Origin of the sequence: Pseudoalteromonas phenolica (assembly GCF_044788725.1) — a bacterium.
Classification (GTDB): domain Bacteria; phylum Pseudomonadota; class Gammaproteobacteria; order Enterobacterales; family Alteromonadaceae; genus Pseudoalteromonas; species Pseudoalteromonas phenolica_C.
Genome location: NZ_CP173161.1, coordinates 521,553 through 546,546, shown reverse-complemented (window position 1 = coordinate 546,546; position 24,994 = coordinate 521,553). Strand labels below are relative to the sequence as shown.

Genomic DNA, 24,994 nt, shown 5'->3' with positions numbered 1-24,994 from the left:
GTTCTTTTATGACATATTTAACGTATTAGCATTGAAATTGGGGCAAATGCCGCAATTACAAGTTAGACTGAAATATTCTTGATACTTCGCCTTTCTATTATTGAAAGCTTAGAACATAAAACCAATTTTTAAGGAGTTTTTATGGCTCAACATTTTGATTATATTGCCATTGGTGGTGGTAGCGGTGGTATTGCATCGGCTAACCGTGCGGCAATGCGTGGCGCAAAAGTCGCTTTAATTGAAGCTAAACACATGGGCGGCACTTGTGTAAACGTCGGTTGTGTACCAAAAAAAGTGATGTGGCACGGCGCACAAGTCGCTGAAGCAATTAAGCTTTACGCACCAGACTATGGCTTTGATGTTGAACTTAAAAACTTTGATTGGGCTAAGTTAGTAGAAAGTCGCGAAGCCTATATTGGCCGTATTCATAAGGGCTATGAAGGTTATTTAGCAAAAAATGGCGTAACCGTGATCAACGGCTTTGCTAAATTCGTTGATAACAAAACCATCGAAGTGAATGGCGAGCATTATACGGCTGATCATATTTCTATCGCGGTAGGCGGTCGCCCTTCTATTCCGAATATTCCAGGTGCTGAGTACGGTATCGACTCAAACGGCTTTTTCGAATTAGACGAGCAGCCACGTCGCGTTGCAGTCATTGGCGCAGGTTACATTGCGGTAGAGCTTGCAGGCGTATTAAGCAGCCTAGGTACTGAAACACACCTATTCGTTCGTAAGCATGCGCCTCTTCGTAACTTCGACCCACTGGTTGTTGAAACACTGACAGAGGTAATGGACAAAGAAGGTCCAACGCTCCACACCAATGCCACGCCGAAAGCGCTGACAAAAGAAGCTGACGGCTCTGTAACCTTGCATTTAGAAAATGGCGACACTCATACGGTTGATCAAGTTATTTGGGCGATTGGTCGTGAACCAGTGACTGATTTAATCAATCTACAAGCGACTGATGTTGAAACCACTGAACGCGGTTATATTAAAACCGATGAATACCAAAACACCTCTGTACCTGGCATCTATGCACTGGGCGACATTATGGAAGGTGGAATTGAACTGACGCCTGTAGCCGTAAAAGCAGGTCGTATGTTAGCTGAGCGTTTATTTAACCCAGAATTGCCTGATGCCAAAATGGATTACGATTTAGTACCCACGGTAGTATTTAGCCACCCGCCAATCGGCACAATCGGCTTAACCGAACCGCAAGCGATTGCGCAACACGGTGAAGAAAATGTAAAAGTGTACACTTCTACGTTTGCTGCTATGTACACCGCTGTAACGCAGCACCGCCAGCCTTGTAAAATGAAATTAGTTTGTGTGGGCGAAGACGAGAAAATCGTTGGTTTACACGGTATTGGTTTTGCTGTGGATGAAATGATCCAAGGTTTTGCTGTGGCAATGAAGATGGGCGCGACAAAAGCTGATTTTGATTCTGTAGTGGCGATACACCCAACGGGTTCTGAAGAATTCGTTACCATGAGATAGTGAATAGACCCTGAAGCAAGTTCAGGGTGACGGACTAAGTAGGCGTCGACTTTATGTCACGCACAAAAAAGCGCTGGGTAAACCAGCGCCTACAATCAGGCTGGCGCCTTTGCTCTCGCAGCTTGCCAGCTGAATTGACCCGACATAAAGTCGGTGCTACCGCACTAAAATTGAAAGCTGGTTGCTGTAGGCGGCGACTTTACGTCGCGCTTAATGGTTACAAGTGCTGGGTAAAACAGCACCTACAAACAGACATAAAACCTACCAAGCAAACTTGCCGCTAAAGCCCAAACGTATTGCTAGCGCCTCATTGGGGTTAAAATGATCTAAACCAATCTGCCAATTTATTTGCTCTCCCTGATATTTCACATCAGCGACCTTATTAGCAGGGTCCACCAATAGAGTCCAAGCACCTTCGCTCACACCAAACTGCGTAAATTGCTTTTCGCCTTGCTTGTAGCCAATTAGATGATAAATAAATGGCCCTGTTTGATAATCTAGACCGATGCGTGTTTGCTTTGGCAGCTCAAATTCATAACTTTGCTCTTTCTCAACGCCTCTCAAAAGTGGTCTGAAACTACTGAAGCCAACATTATCCACAAAACTACCTTTGGTATTGATGTCAGCCTGCGTATAACCAGTATTTGAGATTTCAAAGTTATTCAGTAAATCGGTGAACTCGCCATAAACACGAACAGTGTCCGAGATTTGGTAAAACACCTTTAAATCCAGTGAATAACCGTCACCCCTGGTTTGCCACTCGCCCTCTTTATTTGGACGTTTTAAAAAATTGTTGTCGGTATAAAACTCTTCAAACTGCAAGTTACCTAGCAATTGCAAGTTCTCTTTACCCGAAATCGCACCATTTACCTGAGAGTGTCGCAAATAATTTAAATGCCAGTAATTTGCTTGAACCGACAAATCGACTTGTCCAAACTGCTTTTGGTATTCGATGCCAAGCCCTTTGCTTCTGGCACCCGTTAGATCAATTTCAACTGAATACTCTTCAAAGCTGGTAAGCGCGATATCATTTTGCTCTTGGTAATAACCTAACGCCGTTTCAGGGTTAGTCTCTAACTGATAATCTATTCGTTGTATGTAGTGTGCTCGAAAGTTTGGCAATGCTTGATTTTTATAAGCGAAGCCATATCTAGACTGAGAAAAGCCAATATTGGCATCGCGCTCTGGACCTTGCTGCCAATCATCATCTGCAATTTGTAGTACTGGCGCTATATTCGTGAAACTATTTGAAGTTAAATAAAACTCTAATTCATGCTGGCTTGCAAAGCTGCTTATAGAGGTTAATAACGCTGCGCTTAGGCACGCTTTTTTTATCATTTTTATTGTCCATAACTTTTTATTTTAATATCCCCCCTCTTCATGAAGTGATCTATGTAGAGGCGAAAAAAACTCATTGCTAGCAAGGCGAAAATTTTGCTATTCAGTTGTTCTAAATAAGAAACTTTCAGCGCCGATAGTGTCAGTTTTACCCCCTCAAAATGATTGAGTATCATTGAGGATTGGTATAGCTGCTAGTATACCTTGAATTTAGGTATAAAAAAGGCCAGTAAAAACCGGCCTTTCAGCTAAATTTTAGTGTATTTAAAACACGTTATAGTGATTCAATTACACCATCTGTATATTTAATTAATACAATGCTGTCACGCTTCAATATAGTAGCAGCAACTTCTTCGCCAACCATGATCTTACCGATTTCAACTTCAACGCCAGCATCTGCGTCTTCATCTGAAATCTCACCTTTATCTATAAGTACTAAAGAAACCCCTTCAGTATTTTTAGCCGATAAGCTTTCAGTCTTAGTATCATATTCAACCATGAAACTACGTTGCGCGTCAGAACCAGGAATAATGTACTTAATATCAAGCTCTAGTTTACCCTGTTCAAGCTCTGTACGCTGGCCACTTAATGTTAAGTCAACCGCATAATCACCAAGTACAACATCTACATTAAGTGCAGCACTGATGTCTAAGAAGTTGTTTTCGTCTTCAAGTTCGAAAGTGTCATCAGGATACAAGTAAGCCGGTACTGATACAGTAGCTCCCGGTTGAAGCTGATCTGCATAAGTTTCAAACTGCCCATCTCCATATGTATGAAGATTAATTTGGAAAGACCCTTTGTTATCGATGTAAGTTGATGGATTGGCATTACGCATAGAACCAATAGCTGGATACTCTGACTCAAATGCAAAGTTGTAACTCTTTGAGTAGGAAACTGCACTGTCTAAATTATCAGCAGTTGCATAAAGATCATATTGCTCATAATTGATTAATGCCCCTGCAGAATCTACTAACTCATTATTTTCGTTAACTTCTGCAACTCCAGTAATTCGATAGACATCAAAATAGTGCATATCTCCATTTTGAACTGGATTGAAGTAATAACCCGCGGTGTGATATTCACTCGGCTCAGGAGTTGGTTGCTCGATAACTGAACCATCCTTGTTAAACTCTACATATTCAGATTTGTTGTAAAAGAAATATGGCTGCCCCGATGCAGTCTCTTTTAATGCGGCAAGCGTTACAGTTACCGTATTTGAGTACTTTTCTTTTATCCCTTCATGATAAACAAATGTAAATGAACCATCTGCGTTTTCATCCATTCGGTAAGACAGCGTATTAGTCCCAATCTCTCCAATTACTTCAGAGCCACTTTCATTTACGGTAATGTCGTAAGTCATATCAGCAAGCTCTAATATTAAGCGGCCTGAAAGAGATTTACTTTGTCCAATTTCTGGTTGTTGCTCTGGGAAGGTAGCAAAACCCAAACCTACATCATCAATATCAATAATACGGCTTTGCTGGTAAGCTGGTTGGCTTAACAAAGTATGTAAGTTTGTGATTTCGTTTGGAGCCGCAACAAAACCTTTAAGTTCTTGCAAATGACTAAGCTCATCATAATAGCCTGTAAACCTCCAATACATATCTTCAATGTTTGTCGATACGCCATCAACAGTCACCTGGCCGTTATTGAAATCTGTTACGTTCCCACTAATATTTGCAAATTGTAATTCATAACCATAATCAAGTGGTACGATACGATAAAAGCTATAATAAGATTCATATAAATTGCCACTTACCGTAAGATTTTTACGAAGAAGATATTGCTTAGAATTAAATTCTCCAGACCATACCGTTTCCGTTACATTATCTACTACCACTTCGTAGGAGAATATGCCTTCTTTACCATCTCGGAGTAAGGTATGAGTAGAAAGTAGCTGTCCAGATTGACTAGATAACAAAGCTTTATTTTCAGACTCAAACTTTAGGCTTGCTACATTTTCAATTTTACGACCATAGTAGCTAAACCCTGCCGCTTGATAACCATCTGCATTCGCAACATTCACAGTGAAACTTGCAGTAACAGAATCGCCCTCAAGAGAACTAAAGCTACCACCCAAACCAATCATTTTAGGTACTACAATTGTCTTTTTAGAAACCGGCGGAGTTACATGATCCTGACTAGTATAATAAACATTTTCATAATTCAAACGTTCAACAATGACAGGCACTAACTCTGCAGATAACTGCCCGCTGAAACTAACGGGGTTTGTTACTTCATCGGTTTTCTTCTGTGCCAGTGTTAGTTCTAGGTTTAAAGCACCTTTAACAGCTTCAATGCCATGCGCTTCTAAATCGAAAGTATCTGACTTCAGTTCATCTGCTGTTACAGCCTTGTTCAGCGTTACCGAGACTTGCGTGCCTTCGTTTAAAGTAAACTTAGCTGCATCGTTCTCGATTATGCCGTCAACCTTTAACGTGTATTCAGTATTTGCTTCATTACTGGTGACAGCGGCTTTAGCTGATAATGATTCATTACCTGCTGTTGCTTGAACATTAAACGTTAAACCATCTTCATCAAGCGTTGCTGTACCAGTAGCACCAGGTAATGCTAAATAGTTTTTAAGATCAACAGTATTTGTAGTGATTTCACCCGCTCTGCGAAGTGAATCAATCACAGCTAGCGCTTCACTGACATCTGCCAATAACTTAAAGCTCTCAGCTTGCTCTTCAACCATAGTGCCAGCGTCTTCAACAAGTTGCACAAACTCTTCACCTTGCGTTTGTACTTCTTTACCTGATGTATCTGCGACATCAAATAAGTTTGCAAATACACGGATATCTTTCACCATAGCTGCTGCTTTTGCTACCGCATCACCTTCGGTTACATCGGTTTCAGTGCCTTTTGAACGGCCATCAGAACCCGCATCAGCTTTTTTCTTTGCTAAATCGTTGTTTAATTTAGTAACTAGTAACTCAAAATCAGCAATACGAGATAGGTTTTTAGCAAGTACTGGATCTTTTTTGATCAATACGATGATCTGCTGAGTCGCTTGCTCTGCACCTTTTAGAATATCTTCTAAAGTAAGCTCAAACTCAGCATCATCGTCATTATCACGACTCACTAAAAACGCACCGTCAGCGGCTACTAAATCTGTAATTGCTGAGTTTAAACGTGCACTCATGTCACCTACGTTACCTTCACTACCCACAAATAATGCTTGCGCAATACCTGCGTTGATTAGTGCATAACGTAAGTTATCAGATTCATCGTCATCAACGAGTGAAGCTTGATCTTCTACTTTTGCTGGTACTAATTCGTTAAGCGCACCAATTAAACCGAACGTATCGGCGATTTCAGATTGTGCTTTGCTAACCGACTCAGCGCTTACGTTACCGCGCTGCTCGGCAAGCGCTGTCGCGAAGTGAGTTAAAGGTGTGATGTTGGCAGTATTTTCAACATCCCCTTCATTTTTAGCTGCACTGATCAATGACGTTAAGGTAAATGTTGGATCTTTTACCGTCATGTTGATTTGTTCACCAAAACTAATCGCTTCGCCTTTTGCATTTTGACCACAGCCTGCTGGTGCATCACAGATCATATAAGTAGGGCTGCTAATATCTTGGCTTATTCCGATCTCAACTTTAACTAAACCATCTACTTTAACTTGTGCACTGTATTGACCATTTTCATCGGTCATAGTACTCGCCGCACCTAGCTCTTCTTCAGTTAGCCTAACTGCTGCACCATCTACATATTTGTAGAAATAAACAGGCGCGTTGATGAAGGTACCTTTAGAAGCAACGCCTTTAATATCACTAGTTACTGCAATATTATCTACAGGGGTCGTTTTTTTATCATCGTCTGATGAGCCACAGCCGCTAAGTACCGTTAATACACCTAGGGCTAATACTGATTTTTTAAATTCCATGTTTTTATCTCTATTCTTTGAGCGTTTGACAGTAAATATTTTTATTTCTGTCGGTTAACTAGGGAGCTTATAAATAAGCTCCCGCCTTGTTTTATTGATAGTTGTTATAATTCAGCTGAATATGATTTTCAGGTAAGCAGGTATCAGATACTAAATATCGACAGAGTGTCAGGCCGTCTTTAGTATTACTGCCTGGCACTAGCTCAATGTGATATACCAGTCCATTACCCATTCGAACGGTCATTTTTCCACCTGAAAATGTATATGGGAGTGGTTCAGCTGTGCCAATTTTTAAACCATATTGTAATTGTCCATCTACAACTCCCATGTAACGAGTTCCCCAACCCTGCGGGTTTTCCACATCAGACTTATCTACAAGATCCATATAATCAATCATATAGCCCTTAAGTTCTGAGATACTCAACTCTTCTGCTTTATCTAACACTTGAATATGGGTGTCTTTTGAGTTTTCACCAAAATCTTCCCATTCACGAAGGAAATAAGTACGGTCACCTTCTTGAGCTATTGGACGATAAACCATTTGATAGTTCAATTCACATGAATCTAAACTTGTATCGCATGGCTCCACGATTTTACCTTCGACTGGATTATAAAAACGCTTTCTTACCAACTGATTGTTTTCGTACATACCTTGGATTGAAGAGCTAAAAGTACCAAAGCGAATAGAAAAATCATCATGCACTTGAATAGTCAGTGACTCTTCAGCTTGATCTTCACCTGTTTGTATTAACCAGCGACCTTTAAGTTCAGCTTCACTATAAACTAACGATTTATCATCTTTCACCATCAAGCCTGGTGTGATCCAATTCTCATAACCGTCGCTTCGGTGTGCAATAAGCTGGAAACCATCTATACGAAGGTCTTTAGTGATACCTAAACGCTCTGTGCGCATACCATCTTCATAATTAATCTCAACGGTGCGATCTGTCACTTGCCAATTAAAGCCATGTTCAACACCATAAATATCGATCTTATGACCAATATTGCCATCTTCGAAGCTATAAGAACCTGAGCCCAAATTATTTCGACTTATTTGGCTATCAACAAACCATGTACCTAGCAAGCTGTCGGCCTCAACGCTTAAATAATCACTCTCAGTCAATTTTTTAGAATCATATTGATTCACCTGAATTAGCACATCAAGGCCATCACGGGAAGTGCGACGAGTCTCTTCAACTTGTAGTTGATTATTCTCAAATGTAAGCTTTAAGTTATCTAGCAGCGTTATTTCATTTACTGGCATGCCATCAATTTCTATTTGCTGCTGACTAAGTATTAAATTTTCTGGCTCGATAATTAGTGCGCCATCTTCTAAGCGCCAAGTTACTGGGCTAGACTCTATATTCCCCATTTCTTTTATAGAGCCATTCCTATTTTTCCAGTTTTGAGATAGGTTAATTTGATAAGTCTGTGATTCAAATAAATCTGGGTTATTAACTACGAACTCACCTAGATGTGGCATATCGAAAGTCCACACCAATGTATTTTCGGCAGTACACTCTTCTCCTTTCGGATAAGTACATATTTTTAAACCAGCTTCCGTTTGCTCTATTAGCTCAATAACAAAACTCCCTTCTGAAGTACTATATTCAAGTTTGCCATCGACTAAACGAAACACATAAGCCTGATCCCCCATAGATATGTTACTTACTAATGAGTTGACTCCATTGTTGTAATCTTCTTTATACACCACTGATATTTGTATTGCTTTTCCGTTGCTATCTGTAAAATATAATGGTTGCTCTAAATCACTTTTATCTGATAAAGCATTGAGTAAACTCTCTGTAAACTCTGAATGAGCAATATCTGATGAATACTGATAAATAAATAAGCGATCACTATTAACTCTCAAAACTCCATCGTAATCATAGTCATCTTCCCACGTTCTACGAACATAGTATTTATCGCCTTCTATCGCGACAAATTCATGTTTTACATTCACTCGAGCTGTACAGCTTGTTTCTGAGGTATCACAGAAAGAAACATCTTGCCCATCAAGTCTATATTCTTTACCTCTGTAAAAAATACCATCAACAAAGTGACCATCATTTGAAGATTCTAAGAAACCTATTTTGACATTAAGGTCGTCTTCAACAATCATGTCAAAGTTCAATTGCTCATAACCCATAAGCCCAGTCCAACGGCCAATGACTTGCTCTCTGGTGATATTTAGCTTTTCATCTTGTTTAAAAAGCCAACCCCACTCAGATTTAGAGTGAGCATCTTTCGCATCATTTTTAGTACCGTTATCCATAGCAACAAACTGATAACCTACCTCTAATGACTTAGTCATCCACATAGTCATAGAGCCAGTCACTTCGTTTTCACCTTCTTGGTGTGTGTAAGTGAATGTCAGTAAATTATTTTCAAGCTGCCAGGTGATAGTTTTTCCTTCTTTGCCTCCGACAACCTGACCATCAGCCAATAACGTAAGTTTTTCTACTGATTCTGTTTCATTACCTTGATTATTGAGATCAAATACATTTAAGAACCATGTTCCTACTAACTCATCTTCTTGAACTGCCAAAGTCATATTTTTATCAAGTAAGTTTGACGTATATACCTTTTCGCCAGGCTCATAACTTTCATCATAAACACCATTAGCAAATCGTTGAGCATTTGAAATAAAATCAACTGTACGATAGACATCATTCTCAGACAGCACTAACAAGTCGATTTTAGATGTCTTATAAACAACATCTTCAAAAATAGGCTCGTAGTTACTGTCATATATAGGCTGCCCATTTTCATCGAAGAGTTGCTCTTTTCTCTGACTTAAAATAAGCGGCTCAAGCAAAGTTGCTTCTAACCTGCCACCTGTAATCGCCCAAGTATCTATTTCGACTTGGTTGACAGAGCTTATTGTTCCACTTTTACCGTTTTCGCCTAAGGTAAGGTGATATGCAGGGTTAGTAACAAACTCTGGTGAATGAATGATAAAATCACCAGCACCTAAAGTTGTTTTTGTAGTAACTAGATCTTTATCATTTCTAATTTCGTCTTCAGTTTTTTCTATTAACCCTGGGTCGCGCTCATTAATTTCTTGTTCAAACTCTGTAGCCGTCGCTTCATCATCAACTAGATCTAATGTCGAGTTAACACCTTCAGGTAACTCATAATCGTCGTTATCTACAACAATTTTAATCAGTGCCGCTAGTTTTAATTTTTGTTCTGCATCGACATTTAGTAGCGCTTGTTGTAGCTCTTCGTCTGTTGTGAATCCTTGTCCTTCACGCGTTAAAAGTGCGTATTCTGCAGTTGAAACGTTGGTGATATTTACACCAAAATTTTCGTCACTTACAAGCTGACCATCTTCACCCGCTTGCTCAACGAGCTTGTTCATTGAGTTAAGTTGCGAAACAAACTCAACATCATCTTGATTACCCAAACCAGTTGCGCGAATTTGTACTAATGAGTTAGCTTCAGATTCATCAACCGAGAAAGTCGCTGTATAGCGACCAGTTTCGTCTGCAAACGCATTTACTGAGGCACTGCCTGCCGAAATAGTTAAGTTTGCATTTACAATTGGTTTATCTGTAACAATACCTGTGATGGTTACACTTGAAACTTTACGCTTGATAACAATGGCTTTATCAACACTTGCGGTTGCACCGTCGTCATCTGTGACTGTTAAAGTGAAGGTAACAGCTTTGTCTTCTTTAATATCAGGTGAATTTACTGTGATCTCAGCCGAGTCAACACCCGATACCGTTAATTCCATGTCTGATTGATAAGTCCACTCGTAACTCGCAATAGAGCCATCAGCATCATTAGCGGCTGCAGATAGTTTAAACTCTGTTTGCTCTTTTGCTTGTGCTTCACCGTTGATAGTGACGATTGGGGATTTATTTGCTGCTGGAGGTGGGGTTGTATCTGAGTTGTTGTCATCATCCGATCCGCCGCAACCTGTGAGGGCTAAAGTTGAGCTGATCACGCTGGCTAGTATTGCCTTCCTAAATACTGATGTGGGTGTCATGGTTTTCTCCATACCATTTTGTCAAAGTTTATAATTTTTATATAAAATCGAAACAATACTAAGCACTATTCAGCCTATATTCAATATTACAAATGTCTAAAAGTGTTATTAAATCAAATGCAACATTGAAGAATTGATTTAAGTTAATTTTTAATATTATTTTCATCGAAATTTTTTATATCAAGCTAATACGAACTGCTAGAATAGCGACAACTTTCTGCTCTCAATACAACAAGGTTTTCATAGATGAAAAAACGTATTGCTTTAGCACTTATTGCAAGTGCAACTTCTGCGGCAGTGTCGGCTGCTGATACTCGTTCACAAGGTATGGGTAATGTAGGTGTCGCTTCTGCTGACTACTTATCTTCAGTATTAATCAACCCTGCTCTAATCAACCGTCACTCAGATGATACTGATGATTTTGGTTTGATTTTACCTTCAGCAAATGTATTTGTTCGCGATGAGCAAGAGTTACGCGATCATATTGATACATTCCAAGATAGCTTCGATGAACTATCTGACTTGCTAGAACTGGCTGAGTCAGGCGGCAATGTCTCTGCTGAAGAGCTAGACCGAGCTCGTAAACAACTTTCTGCAGACTTAGCGAAACTCAATGGCGGCATCAATATTGAAGCAAACCTAGCACTTGCTCTTGCTTCGCCTAGCCGCATCGGTGGTTTTGCGCTTTATGCAAACACTGATGTTGATGCAAACGCAAACCTATTTATTTCTGGTGATGACGTTAATGTGATTGCGAATGCACAAACGCCAGAAGAGCTAGAAGAGCTAAATTCACGTATGCAAGTTGTGGGTGCTGCAATCAGTGAAATCGGTTTTGCTTATGCCAACCAGTTCACCCTGTCTGATAAACAGGTTTATTGGAGTATCACGCCAAAGTTCCAACAAGTTGATTCATTCAACTACGTATCAAAAGTGAATGACTTTGACGAAGATGACTTTGATGCCAATGACTACACAAAAACTGAAAATAACTTTAACTTTGACATTGGTTTAGCAACAGAGCTAACTGAAAGAGTTACAGTGGGTTTAGTTGCTAAAAACTTAATTGAAAACGACTATCAGTCTGTGACAAGTCAAGGCATTACACCGTCTTATAAAGTGGGTCCTGAATATATTGCAGGCATCTCATATAATGGTGACATTGTAACGCTAGCCGCTGATATTGATTTAACAGCACCACAGCGTTCTAACATCATTAAAGAAAGCCAATATGCGCGTTTAGGTTTAGAACTGAATGCATTTGACTGGGTGCAAATTCGTGCGGGTTATCGTCATGACTTTAATGGCGACCAAGAAGACAGCTACAGCGTTGGCTTCGGTTTCAGCCCATTTGGCGTAGTACGTTTAGACTTAATGGCACAAACATCGGGTGAGAACGACATCGGCGCTGGTTTACAGCTTAGCTTTACACTGTAATCTCTTCCTAAGCTAGGCTCGATCTCTTGGTCGAGCCTACAACCCAATCTCGACAATTTCCCACAAACCTTTGATCTTACACACTTGACTAATGTCGTACTTTTAAGCAATCTGAGAGTAATTAATACAGCTTTAATTAAACCAAAGTATTAGATTTTAGCTTTATAAGGTGGGTACCGTGTTTAAACTTGCACATAATGGTAAAATTTTAATGGACATCGCTCAAGCCGCGCCTCCGAGCGAAGGCTTTATTCTTGATGCCTTAAAGCAGTCGCCATTTGCGCAATGTGAAGTCGATCACGATAGTATTAAAGCGTATTTCAAAGGCGATCAAACCGAAAAAATACTGGCTGTTGCGATTAAACGTGATGCCATATTTAAGGTTGATATCTGCGAAGACAAAATGCAAGCCATTGGCACGATAACCGTTGCCTATGGTGGCTCGGCTATTTCTCTCGATGAAGCAAAAAAAGCACTCGTCGCTGCAGGCGTTACAAGAGGTTTTAAAAACGCTTACCTAGAAAACCTACTCAAAAAACAGCATCTAGCTCAACCTGGCGAAGAAGTATCTGAAATGCTCGCACAGGGAAGATTGCCGACCAACGGCGATCCTGCCACGTTAAAATTGCATGTTTGTACTTTAAAACAACGCTTAAAACAGCCAAAACTTCGTGAAGATGGTAGCGTCGACATGCGTGACTTTGGTGCGCTAGCAAGTGTTGAAAAAGGCACATTGTTAGCAACACAAATTCCCGCCACAAACGGTGCTGATGGTTTTAACGTTTTAGGAGAAACCTTACCAGCTAAGCCTGGTGATACTTTTCAATTAACAGCCGGGGAAGGCACCGAAATCTCATCTAAAAACCCTCTTCAATTGATTGCAACACTGTCGGGGTGCCCGAGCGAAATCAATAACGGTTTAAGAGTTGATGATGTTTTTACTATTGATGAAGTTAGTGTAAAGAGTGGTCACATTGAATTTGATGGCAGTGTGATCGTCAGCAAAAGCGTTGCACCAGGTATGAAAATCATCGCCAAAGGTGACGTGACTATTTTAGGCAGCGTGGAATCGGCCGAAATACAAACTAAAGGTAACATAGAAGTTAAACAAGCTGTGATTGGCCACCTCGATCACCAACATAACGATGAAGGACTGACCTGCAAATTAGTTGCCGGTGGCGATATTGAGATTTCTCACGGCCAATATGCTTACCTTGAAGCAAATAACATTACTGTACATAAACAAAGCAACCACTGTGACTTAAAAGCATTTGATACTATTACCATTGGTGATGGTGACAAACCAAATGGAAAGCTGATCGGTGGTGAAATTATCGATGCCCAAAAAGTCATTGCTGGCGAGATTGGTACGTCATCTGGTACCAAAATGAATATTTTCTTGGCCCGCAGCGGGATGGCTTTAACTGAAAAAACGGATGAATGTGTAAAAGAGCTGAGTGCCGTTGAAGAGCAGCTAAACGCCCTTCAGCAAGCGGTAGAAAAAGCAGACCATTTAAAAGATGCTGATAAGAAAAAAGAAATCATGCAGAAAATTTTGGCAACTCAGCAACATTATTGTCAACAAGCTGAACAACTAGAAAAGCAGCTCAGCGAGTTAGATCACCACTTACATGACTTACTCGACAATACCCTATTAACAGTAAATAAAGCCTTAAACAGTGACGTCGAGATCCATATTTTTGATCGCGTTTATAAAACACAAAGACAATACCCTCCTTGCACAGCCAAGCTTATAGAGAATGAGGTCAAGATTGAGTTTTAAACTCAATTTGTGTTTGTTAGTTAGTTCATAAATAACGATATACCAAACGACCCTTCAACACCTGTAGGTCGCGGCTTTAGCCCGACAACCTTTAAAACATGTCACCATAACTACGGCCAAGTTAACTCAAAATAGACTCTTAAATATATTCTAAGCCCGTAGGCAGCGGCTTGATGTCGTACACAAAAAAGCGCAGGGTAAACCTGCGCCTACAGTTTAGAGTGTATTAACTCTCATCACTTGCTAACTTTACCCTCAGAAATCGCTAGCTAAACAAAACCCGACGTAAAGTCGGTGCTACCGAACTTACAACACACCTTCAACTTGCTGTTTTAACTCATCACTCCAAACGCCCACTTGCACCTGTGCAATATGCTGTTTTTGTAGCATTAACATCACCAAACGTGATTGACCAATACCGCCTCCTATGGTTTGTGGCATTTCTCCCGCCACCAGCTGTTGGTGCCAATCTTGCTCTAAACGCGCATCATCTGAAGTGATCGCTAACTGACGCTTTAACGACTCAGGGCAAACGCGAATACCCATAGAGGAGATCTCAAATGCATCTTCAAGCACTGGGTTCCAAACCAGGATATCGCCGTTTAAACCCTGATACTTATCACAAGTGGCTGTAGACCAATCATCATAGTCAGGCGCACGCACATCATGAATTTCTCCGTCACCTAATGCTCCGCCAATGCCAATTAAGAATACCGCACCATATTCTTGAGCAATGGCTTTTTCGCGCTGCTTAGCAGTAAAGTCAGGATACATTTGGCGTAGTTCTTCACTGTGCACAAAAGTAATTTTTTCTGGTAAAAATGGCGTTAAACCAAACTCGCTTGCCACCATTTTCTCAGTTGCTTTAATGGCTGAAAATAATGTTTCAACGGTAGATTTTAGCTTTGTTAGAGAGCGCTCACTGTCAGCGCAGATGATTTTTTCCCAATCCCACTGGTCGACAAAGACAGAGTGAATCGGCGATAGCTTATCTTCATCAGGACGCAGCGCTTTCATGTGTGTGTATAGCCCCTCACCAACAGCAAAGCCATGATCACCTAAAGTTTTGCGTTTCCATTTAGCCAGTGAATGCACCACTTCAAAGCTCGCTTCAGGTAATGTTTTTACTTTCACCGAAACCGCTTTTTCAGTGCCGCTCAAGTTATCTTGAATGCCGTCGCCTACTTTAGCCAAAATAGGCGCTTGAACTTCTAACAAGCCAAGCTGGCTTTCTAGTTGCTCCGAGAAAAAACGTTTCACGGCACTGATCTGCTTTTGTGTTTCTAGATAACTTGTTTTCATATTTGGTTCCTCATTCCCAATATTCGATTACACGGAGTCTGCAACCCAGCTCGCTCTGTGCTGTTAAATCCATCGTCAACAAATTCGAACATAAAAACAAGATCCAATAACAAAAATACCTTTATGCTATGTTTTTCATTAAAAATTTCAGGTAAATTTTAATGATTCATAAATTATGAGTCTTTAAAAACATGGAAAATTATCAGATCGATAATCTCGATAAATCGATTTTGCACGCATTAATGGATAATGCGCGTACACCTTATGCCGAATTAGCAAAACGATTTGCCGTGAGTTCGGGTACCATTCATGTTCGAGTTGAGAAGATGAAACAAGCTGGGATCATACTTGGTACGCAAGTCACCATAGACCCAAAGCAACTTGGTTATGACGTGTGCTGTTTTATTGGCGTTAATCTAAAACATGCGGGTGACTACCCGAGCACCATTGAACAGCTAAGAGGCTTTAATGAAGTGGTAGAAGCCTATTACACCACAGGCAACTACAGTATTTTTATTAAAGTCATGGCGCGCTCAATCGATCACCTACAAGATGTTCTGATCAATAAAATACAAACCATAGAAGCCATTCAATCGACTGAAACACTGATTTCATTGCAAAACCCAATTTGCCGTGAAGTAATGCCCTAAGCGCGATAAACGCGTATAATCGGCGCAATTTTGAGAATTAGAGTAGTAACCGTGGACAATAAACGTTTTCATCGCGTAAAGCAGGTTTTAGACAGACGCCAAACCGACTTAACGGTATGTTTAGATGAAGTACATAAACATCATAATTTATCTGCCATTGTGCGCACAGCTGACGCTGTAGGCTGCCACCATGTACATGCTGTATGGCCACAAGATCAACGTCGCTTAACCAACAACACCTCTGGCGGCAGTAAAAACTGGGTTGAGACCCACATGCATGATGATATTGATCAGGCGGTTGCTGCTATCCGCGAACAAAACCCTGGCATTCAATTGTTGGCAACCAATCTCAGTGATGAAGCCGTTGATTTCCGCGAAATTGATTATACCAAGCCGACGGCTGTGATCGTGGGTCAAGAACGTTTAGGTATCTCGGACAAAGCACTTGCCCATGCCGACAAGCACATTGTTATTCCAATGGCTGGTATGGTGCAATCACTCAATGTATCGGTAGCTGCAGCACTGATTTTATATGAAGCACAAAGACAGCGTGAAGAAGCAGGCCTTTACGATCGCAACGATATGTTAGATGCTGAGGTTAAACACAAACTCTTGTTTGAAGGCTGCCATCCTATTATTGCGAATCGTTGTGTGGAGAAAGGCTTACCTTATCCTGCACTCGATGATGAAGGTGAAATTGTCGCAGATGAAGCGTTTTGGAACACGCTTAAGTTCAAACAAAAGTAGTCATATAAAAGTCATTAAGGAATAGTATGTCGAGTCCTAATTTAGCCAACTACCCGATCACTGAGCTCAAAGGTGTTGGGCCTAAAGTTGCCGAACGTTTAGCTAAATTAGGCATTACCTCTGTGCAAGACATGCTATTTCATTTACCGCTTCGCTACGAAGACCGCGCTCGCACTTATACGATTAATGAGTTAATGCCGCATACTCATGTCAGTATTGAAGCTGAAATTGAGCACAGTGATATTACCTTCGGTAAACGTCGCATGTTGGTTTGCCACGTAAATGATGGAACGGGTAGGCTTACGCTGCGCTTCTTTAATTTTAATGCTGCACAAAAGAATGCCATGTCACCCGGCAAGATCATCCGATGTTTCGGAGAGGTAAGGCGGGGGCGAGCTGGGCTTGAAATGGCACATCCAGAATACAACATTCGCAGTTGCCCAACAGAGCCGCAAGATCCGAACCTCGCAACCCTAACCGCTGTTTACCCTACAACCGAAGGCCTAAAGCAGCTGAGCATTCGTAGTATTGCCAACAAAGCACTCGACTTACTAGATAAATACGATTTAGAAGAATATTTACCGCAGCAATATCGCCCGAATCAACTGAGTTTAAAAGATGCGGTATTACAACTTCATCGGCCACCTCAAGACACCGACTTAAGTTTACTTGAATTGGGAGAGCATCCCGCGCAGCAGCGTTTAGCATTTGAAGAACTGTTAGCGCAAAACCTCAGTTTATTACAACTGCGCCAAAAAGGTCAGGCGGTGCAAGCGGTGTCCTTACCGCCAACGAATAAACTCGAACCTGAATTTTTAGCTCAGCTACCGTTTAGTCCAACCAATGCGCAAAGTCGCGTCGTAGCAGAAATAAAACAAGATTTACAGCAGCCTTACCCTATGATGCGTTTAGTCCAAGGTGATGTGGGCTCTGGTAAAACCTTAGTTGCCGCGCTCAGTGCTTTGACTGCAATTGCCAAGGGTTATCAGGTTGCGTTAATGGCCCCAACTGAAATTTTATCTGAGCAGCATGGCATTAGTTTTAAAAATTGGTTCAGCAGCTTAGGTGTAGAAACTGCTTGGTTAGGTGGCAAAACCAAAGGCAAAGAGCGTACACAAGTACTGGAAAGCATCGCTTCTGGTAAAGCCCAGATGGTGATCGGCACCCACGCGCTTTTCCAAGAACAAGTCGAATTTCATAATCTGGCATTGATCATCATAGATGAACAGCACCGCTTTGGTGTGCATCAACGTTTAGCGCTCAGAGAAAAGGGTAAATTTGATAACTGCTACCCGCACCAGTTAGTCATGACCGCCACACCTATCCCGCGTACGTTAGCTATGACCGCTTATGCAGATTTAGAAACGTCGGTCATTGATGAACTCCCTCCGGGGCGCACGCCAATCACCACTGTGGCTGTGCCAGATACACGCCGTGAGCAAGTGATACAAAGGGTGAAAAGTGCCTGTATAGAAGATCAGCGCCAAGTATATTGGGTCTGTACGCTTATAGATGAATCTGAGGTTTTACAATGCCAAGCTGCTGAAGACACCGCTGCACAATTAAAAGAATTACTGCCAGAATTAAAAATAGCCCTAGTCCATGGCCGAATGAAACCGCAAGAAAAGCAAGAGATCATGGCAGCTTTTAAAGCTGGTGAATTCCATGTGTTAGTAGCGACAACCGTGATTGAAGTTGGAGTCGACGTCCCCAATGCCAGTTTAATCATTATCGAAAACCCTGAACGCTTAGGATTAGCCCAACTCCACCAGCTAAGAGGCCGTGTTGGCCGAGGTGCCATCGCATCGCATTGCCTATTACTGTATCATGCGCCACTGTCTGTCACTGCGCAAAAGCGCCTAGGGGTACTGAGAGACAGCAATGATGGTTTTGTGATTGCTGAGCGGGATTTAGAAATTCGCGGCCCTGGTGAGGTGCTTGGCACAAAACAAACCGGCTTAGCCGAGTTTAAAGTGGCAGACCTAACTCGTGATAAGCACTTGTTACCACTAGTTCGCGTACTGGCTTTTACATTGATGCAGCAACAGCCTGATACGGTGAAACCACTGGTCGCTCGCTGGTTAGGTGGTAAGTCAGAGTTAGCAATGGCTTAAATTTTAGCTTTTAGACCCTGAAACAAGTTCAGGGTGACAGTTAAAACACTAATCTCAACCCCGTCATTCCGAACTTGTTTCGGAATCTATTGTTTGGTCAATTGATCCAGAAGCTAATTTAGCCAGATATAATTATTCAAACCATGACACTTGATCTTAACTGTCTCTAAAAATTTGAATATAAGTCTAACCATTCTGGATTCTTTTGTTCAATCAGGTTTATCTTCCATTGTCGATGCCAGTTCTTTAGTTGTTTTTCACGAGAGATTGCATGATACATATCTTCAAATAGTTCAAAATATACTAATTGGCACACATTAGACCTGTGAGTAAATCCTTCGATTAGGTGTGCTTTATGCTGATAGATGCGCTGCTTTAAATTACTAGTAACACCTATGTATAGAGTACCTTTTGGTTTGGAGGCAAGAATATATACAGCTGTTGACATTTTGAATTCCTTTCAAAATAACAATTATAGACCCTGAAACAAGTTCAGGGAGACAGTTAAAACACTAATCTCAACCTCGTCATTCCGAACTTGTTTCGGAATCTATTGTTTGGTTTATGGACCCTGAAGCAAGTTCAAGGTGACAACTAAAATACTAATCTCAACCTCGTCATTCCAAACTTGTTTCGAAATCTATTGTTTGGTTCATAAACCCTGAAACAAGTTCAGGGAGACAGTTAAAACACCAATCTCAACCTCGTCATTCCGAACTTGTTTCGGAATCTATGGTTTAGTTCATAAACCCTGAAACAAGTTCAGGGTGACTAATAACTGATACACTAAATAAGCTCAATGCCTTTCTAAAAAACGCTGCCAACGCACAGATGAATTGATCACCCTTACTGGTGCAATGATCTTTTTTAATAACTGAGGGGAGGGCTCTTTTAATAGGTCGTTATCTTTTAGGCCCAATAAATAATGAAATGCAGGTTTGTTTAAGTGTTGAATGGCTGAAATACGAATTTGCTGCTCGAAGTTCAAACGCAAGCTACTCACAGACGTTTTATGACCTTGCTGGTCAATACTTGGTATATCGCACTTTTGTAAATACCCTAATCGCTTGCCTTCACCAGAAAACCAAATACGTACTTTTTCGCTGTAACGTCCTGTTTTAGCTGGCAGGTCAAACAGCAAGCGCTGTTCGTCTTGGCTTTTTACAAACTCTAAATACGGTTCTAATCCTGCTTGCCATAGTGCAGTATGAATAGGTACCACTCTAGATTGAATTTTCTGGTGGGTCGTAAATTTAAAGCAATGCACGCCCTCTATTTTAATCACATCATCAAGGGTTAAATTACCAAGTTCATCGCTATAAGCACCGGTATAGTAGGCAATGAGAGGTAACCAAAAGTGCCAGTGTTTTGGCTGTTCACGCTTTTGCTTTTCATCACCGTAAATATAACCATGGAACAAAGTATGTAATTCCATAGCTGAAAATGCGCGACGACCAAGGTGTACTTTCATAGACTTACGGTAACCTTATTTTGAAATAAGAAACACTATAAGTTTAAAGAGATTATTAAAAAGATAAACCACCAATTTTAAAATTAACGGCTTTATAGGAATGAATGTTACTTAAAATTAGGCCTATAGACCTTGAAACAAGTTCAGGGTGACAGCTCAAATACAAACCTCAACTTCGTCATTCCGAACTTGTTTCGGAATCCATAATTTGGTTTATAGACCCTGAAGCAAGTTCAAGGTGACAACTAAAATACTAATCTCAGCCTCGTCATTCCGAACTTGTTTCGGAATCTATTGTTTAGCTAGTAGGCTATGTAACAAGTTATGGCTAACGTAAAACCTGTAGGCGCCGACTTTATGTCGCGCACAAAAAAGCGCGAGCTTGTTAATCAGCTCGCGCTTAAAAATTTTAAATGAAATAAATCAGCCTAAAGCTAACAAATAAGTTAGATTTAAACTATAACGATAAGCTAAAGACTCTTTACGAACTTAGTAAACTCTTCGCCTAAAGTTTCATCACGCATTGCATATTCTACAATTGCTTTAAGGTAACCCATTTTGTCGCCACAATCATGAACACGACCGCTCATATGGAACGCCTCTACCGTTTCTTGCTCCATAAGCATATCAATAGCGTCGGTAAGTTGAATTTCACCACCCGCACCAATCGGGGTCTTTTTCAGTAATGGCCAAATATTTTTAGACAAAACATAACGACCAACAACCGCGAGGTTTGAAGGAGCCTCTTCCACAGCAGGCTTTTCTACCATAGTTTTAATTGGTGCACTTTCACCCGCTTTTAGCTCTGCGCCATTAATATCTGCAATACCGTATTTGCAAACGTCTTCTAGTGCGACTGGTTCTAGCATGATTTGGCTAGATTTAGACTCATTAAAGCGTTGAATCATCGCCGCTAGGTTTTCTTGAGTTTGATCTGCCGAGTATTCATCTAAAATAACATCAGGTAAAACAACAACAAAATCATCTTCACCCACAATTGGACGCGCGCACATAATTGCATGACCAAGGCCTTTCGCTTCACCCTGACGCACATGCATAATCGTCACATCTTCAGGACAAATACCACGAACTTCATCTAACAACTTACGTTTAACGCGTTTTTCTAACGTCGCTTCAAGCTCAAAACTGGTATCGAAATGGTTTTCAATGGCATTTTTTGAAGAGTGCGTTACTAACACTATCTCTTTAATACCTGCAGCAACACACTCTTTTACAATGTATTGAATAAGAGGCTTATCTACTATTGGGAGCATTTCTTTAGGAATTGCTTTAGTTGCTGGGAGCATACGAGTACCAAGACCCGCAACAGGAATAACTGCTTTCATAATTCGTCCAATCTATTATTTCGCCGCAAATAGCAGCTGTTAATATACATTTTAACGGGCTTTCTGGATAAATGAAAATCTCAACACTTATTAACCTATTTCTACGGATGAATTAGACAAAATATGCTCAAGCTTACTCTTTAGTTCACTCTTTGCTTCGATATCACCATGCACTAGCTTTATGACACTAGGCGGCTTTTTTATTGCCTTCGTGAATCGAATCAGACCTTCTTGATCTGCATGTGCAGAATAGCCACTTATTGTGTGTATACCCGCTCGAATATCTATCCGCTTTTCATCAATAAACACATACCCACCCCGTGGTCCATAGTGCTGAATATCTCGTCCTAACGTCCCTTCGGCTTGATAACCTACAAACAATACATCAGCTGTGGGTTCAATAAGAAACTTTTCGAGATAATTAACTATACGACCACCATTACACATACCACCAGCAGCAATTACTATAGCTGGCTTCTTTCTAGATTTAAGATAATTTACAACAGCCATATGTTCTTTGTGCGACCCAATTGTCACTACGCTCGAAAAGTCTAATGGGTGACGCCCAAGCTTTACTCGGCGCTTAGCCTCAGAGTCCCACATTACTTTAAACTCTAAATAAAACTCAGTGAAATTAGCTGCCATTGGAGAGTCGATAATGACCTCAATTGTATGCCAGACTGACTTTTTTGACGCGTTATGGATGATTTGCTCTAACTCATAAAGTAACTCTTGGGTTCTGCCAATACTAAAAGCGGGTATTAACACCACGCCATTATCACTCACCGCCTTTTCAATGACTTGTTGCAATTTTTTAGTGCGTTGTTTGCGTCCCTCATGGTTTTTATTACCGTAAGTCGATTCAAGCACCAAAACATCGGCTTTATATGGCGGCTTTGGCGATGGTAATAAAGGTGTATGAGGCGCGCCTAGATCACCAGAGAAAACAACGCGCTTAGACTCTAATTTTTCGCCAACATCAATTTCAACATAGGCTGAACCTAAAATATGCCCTGCGCGCTGAAGTCTTACTTTTGCGTTAGCATCACAATTGAGTTTAAGCAAAAACCATTGGTTAAACTCTATTGGCACGATTAACTTTTCAAGTAATTTTAGACAAGCATTGATTAAGCTTTGCTCTCTTGTGACACCAACTTTTAAAGCATCCTCAATAACAAGCGGTAAAAGTTTAGCTGAAGCTTGAGAGCAATAAATGGGTTTATTAAATCCTGCTGCCAGCAAATATGGAATACGCCCAACATGATCTATATGACAATGGGTAACGATGAGAGCATCAATGTGCGCGATATCAAACTCTATATTAAGTGAGTCACGCGCTTCTTTACCTTGAAACAGGCCACAATCTATTAAAATACTCGATTGTTCGCTTACAACGAGCTCATGACAAGAACCTGTAACTCCTTGCGTGGCACCATGATGCTTAATAATAATTTCGCCGTTTCCATTTGGTATAGTAAATCCTTTATTTGATTCGTGTTAGTCACATTAACAAAACACATTAAATTAATTAGTTAGATGGGTAAATAGCATTTATAGACCCTGAAATAAATTCAGGGGGACATGAAAACAACAAATTCAGAGCGACAATTCCCCCCTGTAGGCGTCAACTTTACGTCGCTCAAAAAATATAGCGCAGGGTAAACCAGCGCCTACAACCCTGCAATTCAGAACTTGTTTGGAAATTTATAGTTTAATTAGCGGGCCCTGAATCTAGTTCAGGGTGACGAATAGCGCATATTTGTGAAAAATTGAGCCTAAGGTAGCGGCTTTAGCCCGACAAAAATTTAAACATGTCGCCATAAATGACGATCTATATAAAAAATAAAAACGCGGTGCAATTACTACATCACACCGCATTTCGTAATATTTACTCGCTAACTTTTATCTCGCTAACTCATTGTTTCTCGTCATATCAGTCACAGCCAAAAATATCTCTGGTATACACTCTGTGCTCAACATCTTTTAACTCATCAACCATTCTATTAGACAAGATCACATCACTTTTTTCTTTTAATTCATCCAGTGTTTTCACAACCCTAGAGTTGTAAAAGCTTTCACTTGTTAGAGTAGGCTCATAAATTACAACTTCAATTCCCTCTGCTTTTATCCGCTTCATTATTCCTTGAATAGCTGAAGCTCTAAAGTTATCTGACCCCGTTTTCATCACCAGACGATAAACCCCAACTATCTTAGGTTTAAATTTCAAAACGCTTTCAGCAACAAAGTCTTTGCGAGTACGGTTTGCGTCAACAATTGCTCTGATCATGTTATTAGGCACAATCTCATAGTTAGCTAATAGTTGCTTTGTGTCTTTAGGTAAACAATAGCCGCCATAACCAAAAGAGGGGTTGTTATAATGTTCACCTATTCTAGGGTCTAACCCAACACCTTCAATTATCTCCTTAGAACATAAACCAAAAGACTCAGCATAACTATCAAGCTCGTTAAAATATGCGACTCGCATAGCTAGATAAGTATTCGAAAACAGCTTAATCGCCTCGGCTTCTGTAGAAGGTAAGAGCAACACTTTAACTTCGTCTTTTAATGCAGCCTCTTTGAGAAGCGCTGCAAACTTTTGCGCACGCTCAGACTTTTCACCAACAATAATACGAGAGGGATAATAATTATCGAGTAAAGCCTTGCCCTCCCTCAAAAACTCAGGGGAGAAAATAATATTACCCCAGCATTTCTCAGCTTTCATTGTTTCAGTAAAGCCAACTGGAACCGTAGATTTAATGATTACAACAGCGTTGGGATTAATAGCTTTTACATCATCAATGACAGATTCTACCGTGGAGGTATTAAAGAAGTTTGTCTCAGGGTCATAATCAGTGGGAGTTGCAATAACAACATACTCTGCTGATTCTAGAGCCGCTACTTTGTTCGTTGTAGCAACAAACTCTATTTCGCGTTGTGCCAATACCAATTCAATTTCTTTGTCAGCAAAAGGAGCTTGCCGATTCCGTAGCTTTTCAACTCTAGATTCATCAATATCTAAAGCTGTTACTTTATTGTGTTTTGCTAACAATAAAGTATTTGAAAGCCCAACATACCCTGTACCAACAACCGTGATTTTTACCATAGTAATTCCATTAATTACGCAGAGGTATAGTAAGTATAGAAAAAGTCATCAGTTCAGCTAGTTAGGTTTTCCTAAAATCTCGTCATTCCGAACTTGTTTCGGAATCGATTATTGAGTTCTTAGACCCTGAAACAAGTTCAGGGTGACAGCAGGCGCACAAGTTGAGGTTAACAAAACACACACAAACCCCAAATGTGTCGCCATAAATGACGATCTCCACAACAAATAAAAAACGCGGTGTAATTACTACATCACACCGCGCTTCTTAATATTTACTAGCTAAATTAACTCTCGCCAACTCAGCAATTCTAGCT

Annotated in this window: 15 protein-coding genes; 6 read left to right on the top strand and 9 right to left on the bottom strand. The window is 40.6% G+C overall.

Going from position 1 to position 24,994, the window contains the following annotated elements:
- The first annotated feature begins 141 nt into the window (after nucleotides 1–141).
- Nucleotides 142–1,500, top strand: coding sequence for a glutathione-disulfide reductase (gene gorA, locus ACH784_RS02490; protein WP_404393266.1), 1,359 nt, complete (start codon nucleotides 142–144; stop codon nucleotides 1,498–1,500).
- A gap of 261 nt (nucleotides 1,501–1,761) precedes the next feature.
- Here gorA and ACH784_RS02485 read toward each other — a convergent pair whose 3' ends face one another.
- From ACH784_RS02485 to ACH784_RS02475, 3 genes are all read right to left on the bottom strand, one after another.
- Complete coding sequence (locus tag ACH784_RS02485) at nucleotides 1,762–2,838, bottom strand: hypothetical protein (protein ID WP_404393264.1); 1,077 nt, start codon at nucleotides 2,836–2,838, stop codon at nucleotides 1,762–1,764.
- Between the two features lie 274 nt (nucleotides 2,839–3,112).
- A complete protein-coding gene (locus tag ACH784_RS02480) occupies nucleotides 3,113–6,730 on the bottom strand; it encodes a hypothetical protein (RefSeq protein WP_404393262.1) in 3,618 nt (1,205 codons plus the stop codon).
- Between the two features lie 91 nt (nucleotides 6,731–6,821).
- Nucleotides 6,822–10,727 (bottom strand): PKD domain-containing protein, encoded by a 3,906-nt coding sequence (locus ACH784_RS02475; RefSeq protein ID WP_404393260.1) that lies wholly within the window; start codon nucleotides 10,725–10,727, stop codon nucleotides 6,822–6,824.
- Nucleotides 10,728–10,973: 246 nt separating this feature from the next.
- Between ACH784_RS02475 and ACH784_RS02470 the strand changes: the two genes are divergently transcribed.
- Together ACH784_RS02470 and ACH784_RS02465 are read left to right on the top strand one after the other, a co-directional pair.
- Nucleotides 10,974–12,164: a conjugal transfer protein TraF gene (locus tag ACH784_RS02470; protein ID WP_404393258.1), complete on the top strand. Its 1,191-nt coding sequence runs from the start codon at nucleotides 10,974–10,976 to the stop codon at nucleotides 12,162–12,164.
- Between the two features lie 178 nt (nucleotides 12,165–12,342).
- Nucleotides 12,343–13,947 carry a DUF342 domain-containing protein gene (locus tag ACH784_RS02465; RefSeq protein WP_404393256.1) on the top strand — a complete coding sequence of 535 codons (1,605 nt, stop codon included), beginning with the start codon at nucleotides 12,343–12,345 and terminating at the stop codon, nucleotides 13,945–13,947.
- A gap of 306 nt (nucleotides 13,948–14,253) precedes the next feature.
- Here ACH784_RS02465 and asnA read toward each other — a convergent pair whose 3' ends face one another.
- A complete protein-coding gene (asnA, locus tag ACH784_RS02460) occupies nucleotides 14,254–15,249 on the bottom strand; it encodes an aspartate--ammonia ligase (protein ID WP_404393254.1) in 996 nt (331 codons plus the stop codon).
- Nucleotides 15,250–15,440: 191 nt separating this feature from the next.
- Between asnA and asnC the strand changes: the two genes are divergently transcribed.
- The 3 genes from asnC to recG are packed head-to-tail and all read left to right on the top strand — an operon-like array spanning nucleotide 15,441 to nucleotide 18,760.
- Nucleotides 15,441–15,899, top strand: a complete 459-nt coding sequence (asnC, locus tag ACH784_RS02455; protein WP_058031017.1) for a transcriptional regulator AsnC — start codon at nucleotides 15,441–15,443, stop codon at nucleotides 15,897–15,899.
- Between the two features lie 51 nt (nucleotides 15,900–15,950).
- On the top strand, nucleotides 15,951–16,646 hold the full coding sequence (trmH, locus tag ACH784_RS02450; protein WP_058031018.1) for a tRNA (guanosine(18)-2'-O)-methyltransferase TrmH: 696 nt from the start codon (nucleotides 15,951–15,953) through the stop codon (nucleotides 16,644–16,646).
- A gap of 26 nt (nucleotides 16,647–16,672) precedes the next feature.
- Nucleotides 16,673–18,760 (top strand): ATP-dependent DNA helicase RecG, encoded by a 2,088-nt coding sequence (gene recG, locus ACH784_RS02445; RefSeq protein ID WP_404393252.1) that lies wholly within the window; start codon nucleotides 16,673–16,675, stop codon nucleotides 18,758–18,760.
- A 166-nt stretch (nucleotides 18,761–18,926) separates the two neighbouring features.
- Here the strand turns inward: recG and ACH784_RS02440 are convergent, their stop codons facing one another.
- From ACH784_RS02440 to ACH784_RS02420, 5 genes are all read right to left on the bottom strand, one after another.
- Nucleotides 18,927–19,208 carry a GIY-YIG nuclease family protein gene (locus ACH784_RS02440; protein ID WP_404393250.1) on the bottom strand — a complete coding sequence of 94 codons (282 nt, stop codon included), beginning with the start codon at nucleotides 19,206–19,208 and terminating at the stop codon, nucleotides 18,927–18,929.
- Between the two features lie 348 nt (nucleotides 19,209–19,556).
- Nucleotides 19,557–20,231 carry a hypothetical protein gene (locus ACH784_RS02435; protein ID WP_404393248.1) on the bottom strand — a complete coding sequence of 225 codons (675 nt, stop codon included), beginning with the start codon at nucleotides 20,229–20,231 and terminating at the stop codon, nucleotides 19,557–19,559.
- A gap of 470 nt (nucleotides 20,232–20,701) precedes the next feature.
- Nucleotides 20,702–21,577: a UTP--glucose-1-phosphate uridylyltransferase GalU gene (galU, locus tag ACH784_RS02430; protein WP_404393246.1), complete on the bottom strand. Its 876-nt coding sequence runs from the start codon at nucleotides 21,575–21,577 to the stop codon at nucleotides 20,702–20,704.
- A 90-nt stretch (nucleotides 21,578–21,667) separates the two neighbouring features.
- Entirely contained in the window at nucleotides 21,668–23,029 is a 1,362-nt protein-coding gene (locus ACH784_RS02425; protein ID WP_404395166.1) for an MBL fold metallo-hydrolase, read from the bottom strand.
- 481 nt (nucleotides 23,030–23,510) lie between these two features.
- Nucleotides 23,511–24,680: a nucleotide sugar dehydrogenase gene (locus ACH784_RS02420; protein ID WP_404393244.1), complete on the bottom strand. Its 1,170-nt coding sequence runs from the start codon at nucleotides 24,678–24,680 to the stop codon at nucleotides 23,511–23,513.
- Nucleotides 24,681–24,994: the final 314 nt, after the last annotated feature.

Coding starts and splice junctions, on each gene's coding strand:
- gorA (WP_404393266.1), top strand. CDS start 142: ATGGCTCAACATTTTGATTATATTGCCATTGGTGGTGGTAGCGGTGGT.
- ACH784_RS02485 (WP_404393264.1), bottom strand. CDS start 2,838: ATGATAAAAAAAGCGTGCCTAAGCGCAGCGTTATTAACCTCTATAAGC.
- ACH784_RS02480 (WP_404393262.1), bottom strand. CDS start 6,730: ATGGAATTTAAAAAATCAGTATTAGCCCTAGGTGTATTAACGGTACTT.
- ACH784_RS02475 (WP_404393260.1), bottom strand. CDS start 10,727: ATGACACCCACATCAGTATTTAGGAAGGCAATACTAGCCAGCGTGATC.
- ACH784_RS02470 (WP_404393258.1), top strand. CDS start 10,974: ATGAAAAAACGTATTGCTTTAGCACTTATTGCAAGTGCAACTTCTGCG.
- asnA (WP_404393254.1), bottom strand. CDS start 15,249: ATGAAAACAAGTTATCTAGAAACACAAAAGCAGATCAGTGCCGTGAAA.
- asnC (WP_058031017.1), top strand. CDS start 15,441: ATGGAAAATTATCAGATCGATAATCTCGATAAATCGATTTTGCACGCA.
- recG (WP_404393252.1), top strand. CDS start 16,673: ATGTCGAGTCCTAATTTAGCCAACTACCCGATCACTGAGCTCAAAGGT.
- ACH784_RS02440 (WP_404393250.1), bottom strand. CDS start 19,208: ATGTCAACAGCTGTATATATTCTTGCCTCCAAACCAAAAGGTACTCTA.
- ACH784_RS02435 (WP_404393248.1), bottom strand. CDS start 20,231: ATGAAAGTACACCTTGGTCGTCGCGCATTTTCAGCTATGGAATTACAT.
- galU (WP_404393246.1), bottom strand. CDS start 21,577: ATGAAAGCAGTTATTCCTGTTGCGGGTCTTGGTACTCGTATGCTCCCA.
- ACH784_RS02420 (WP_404393244.1), bottom strand. CDS start 24,680: ATGGTAAAAATCACGGTTGTTGGTACAGGGTATGTTGGGCTTTCAAAT.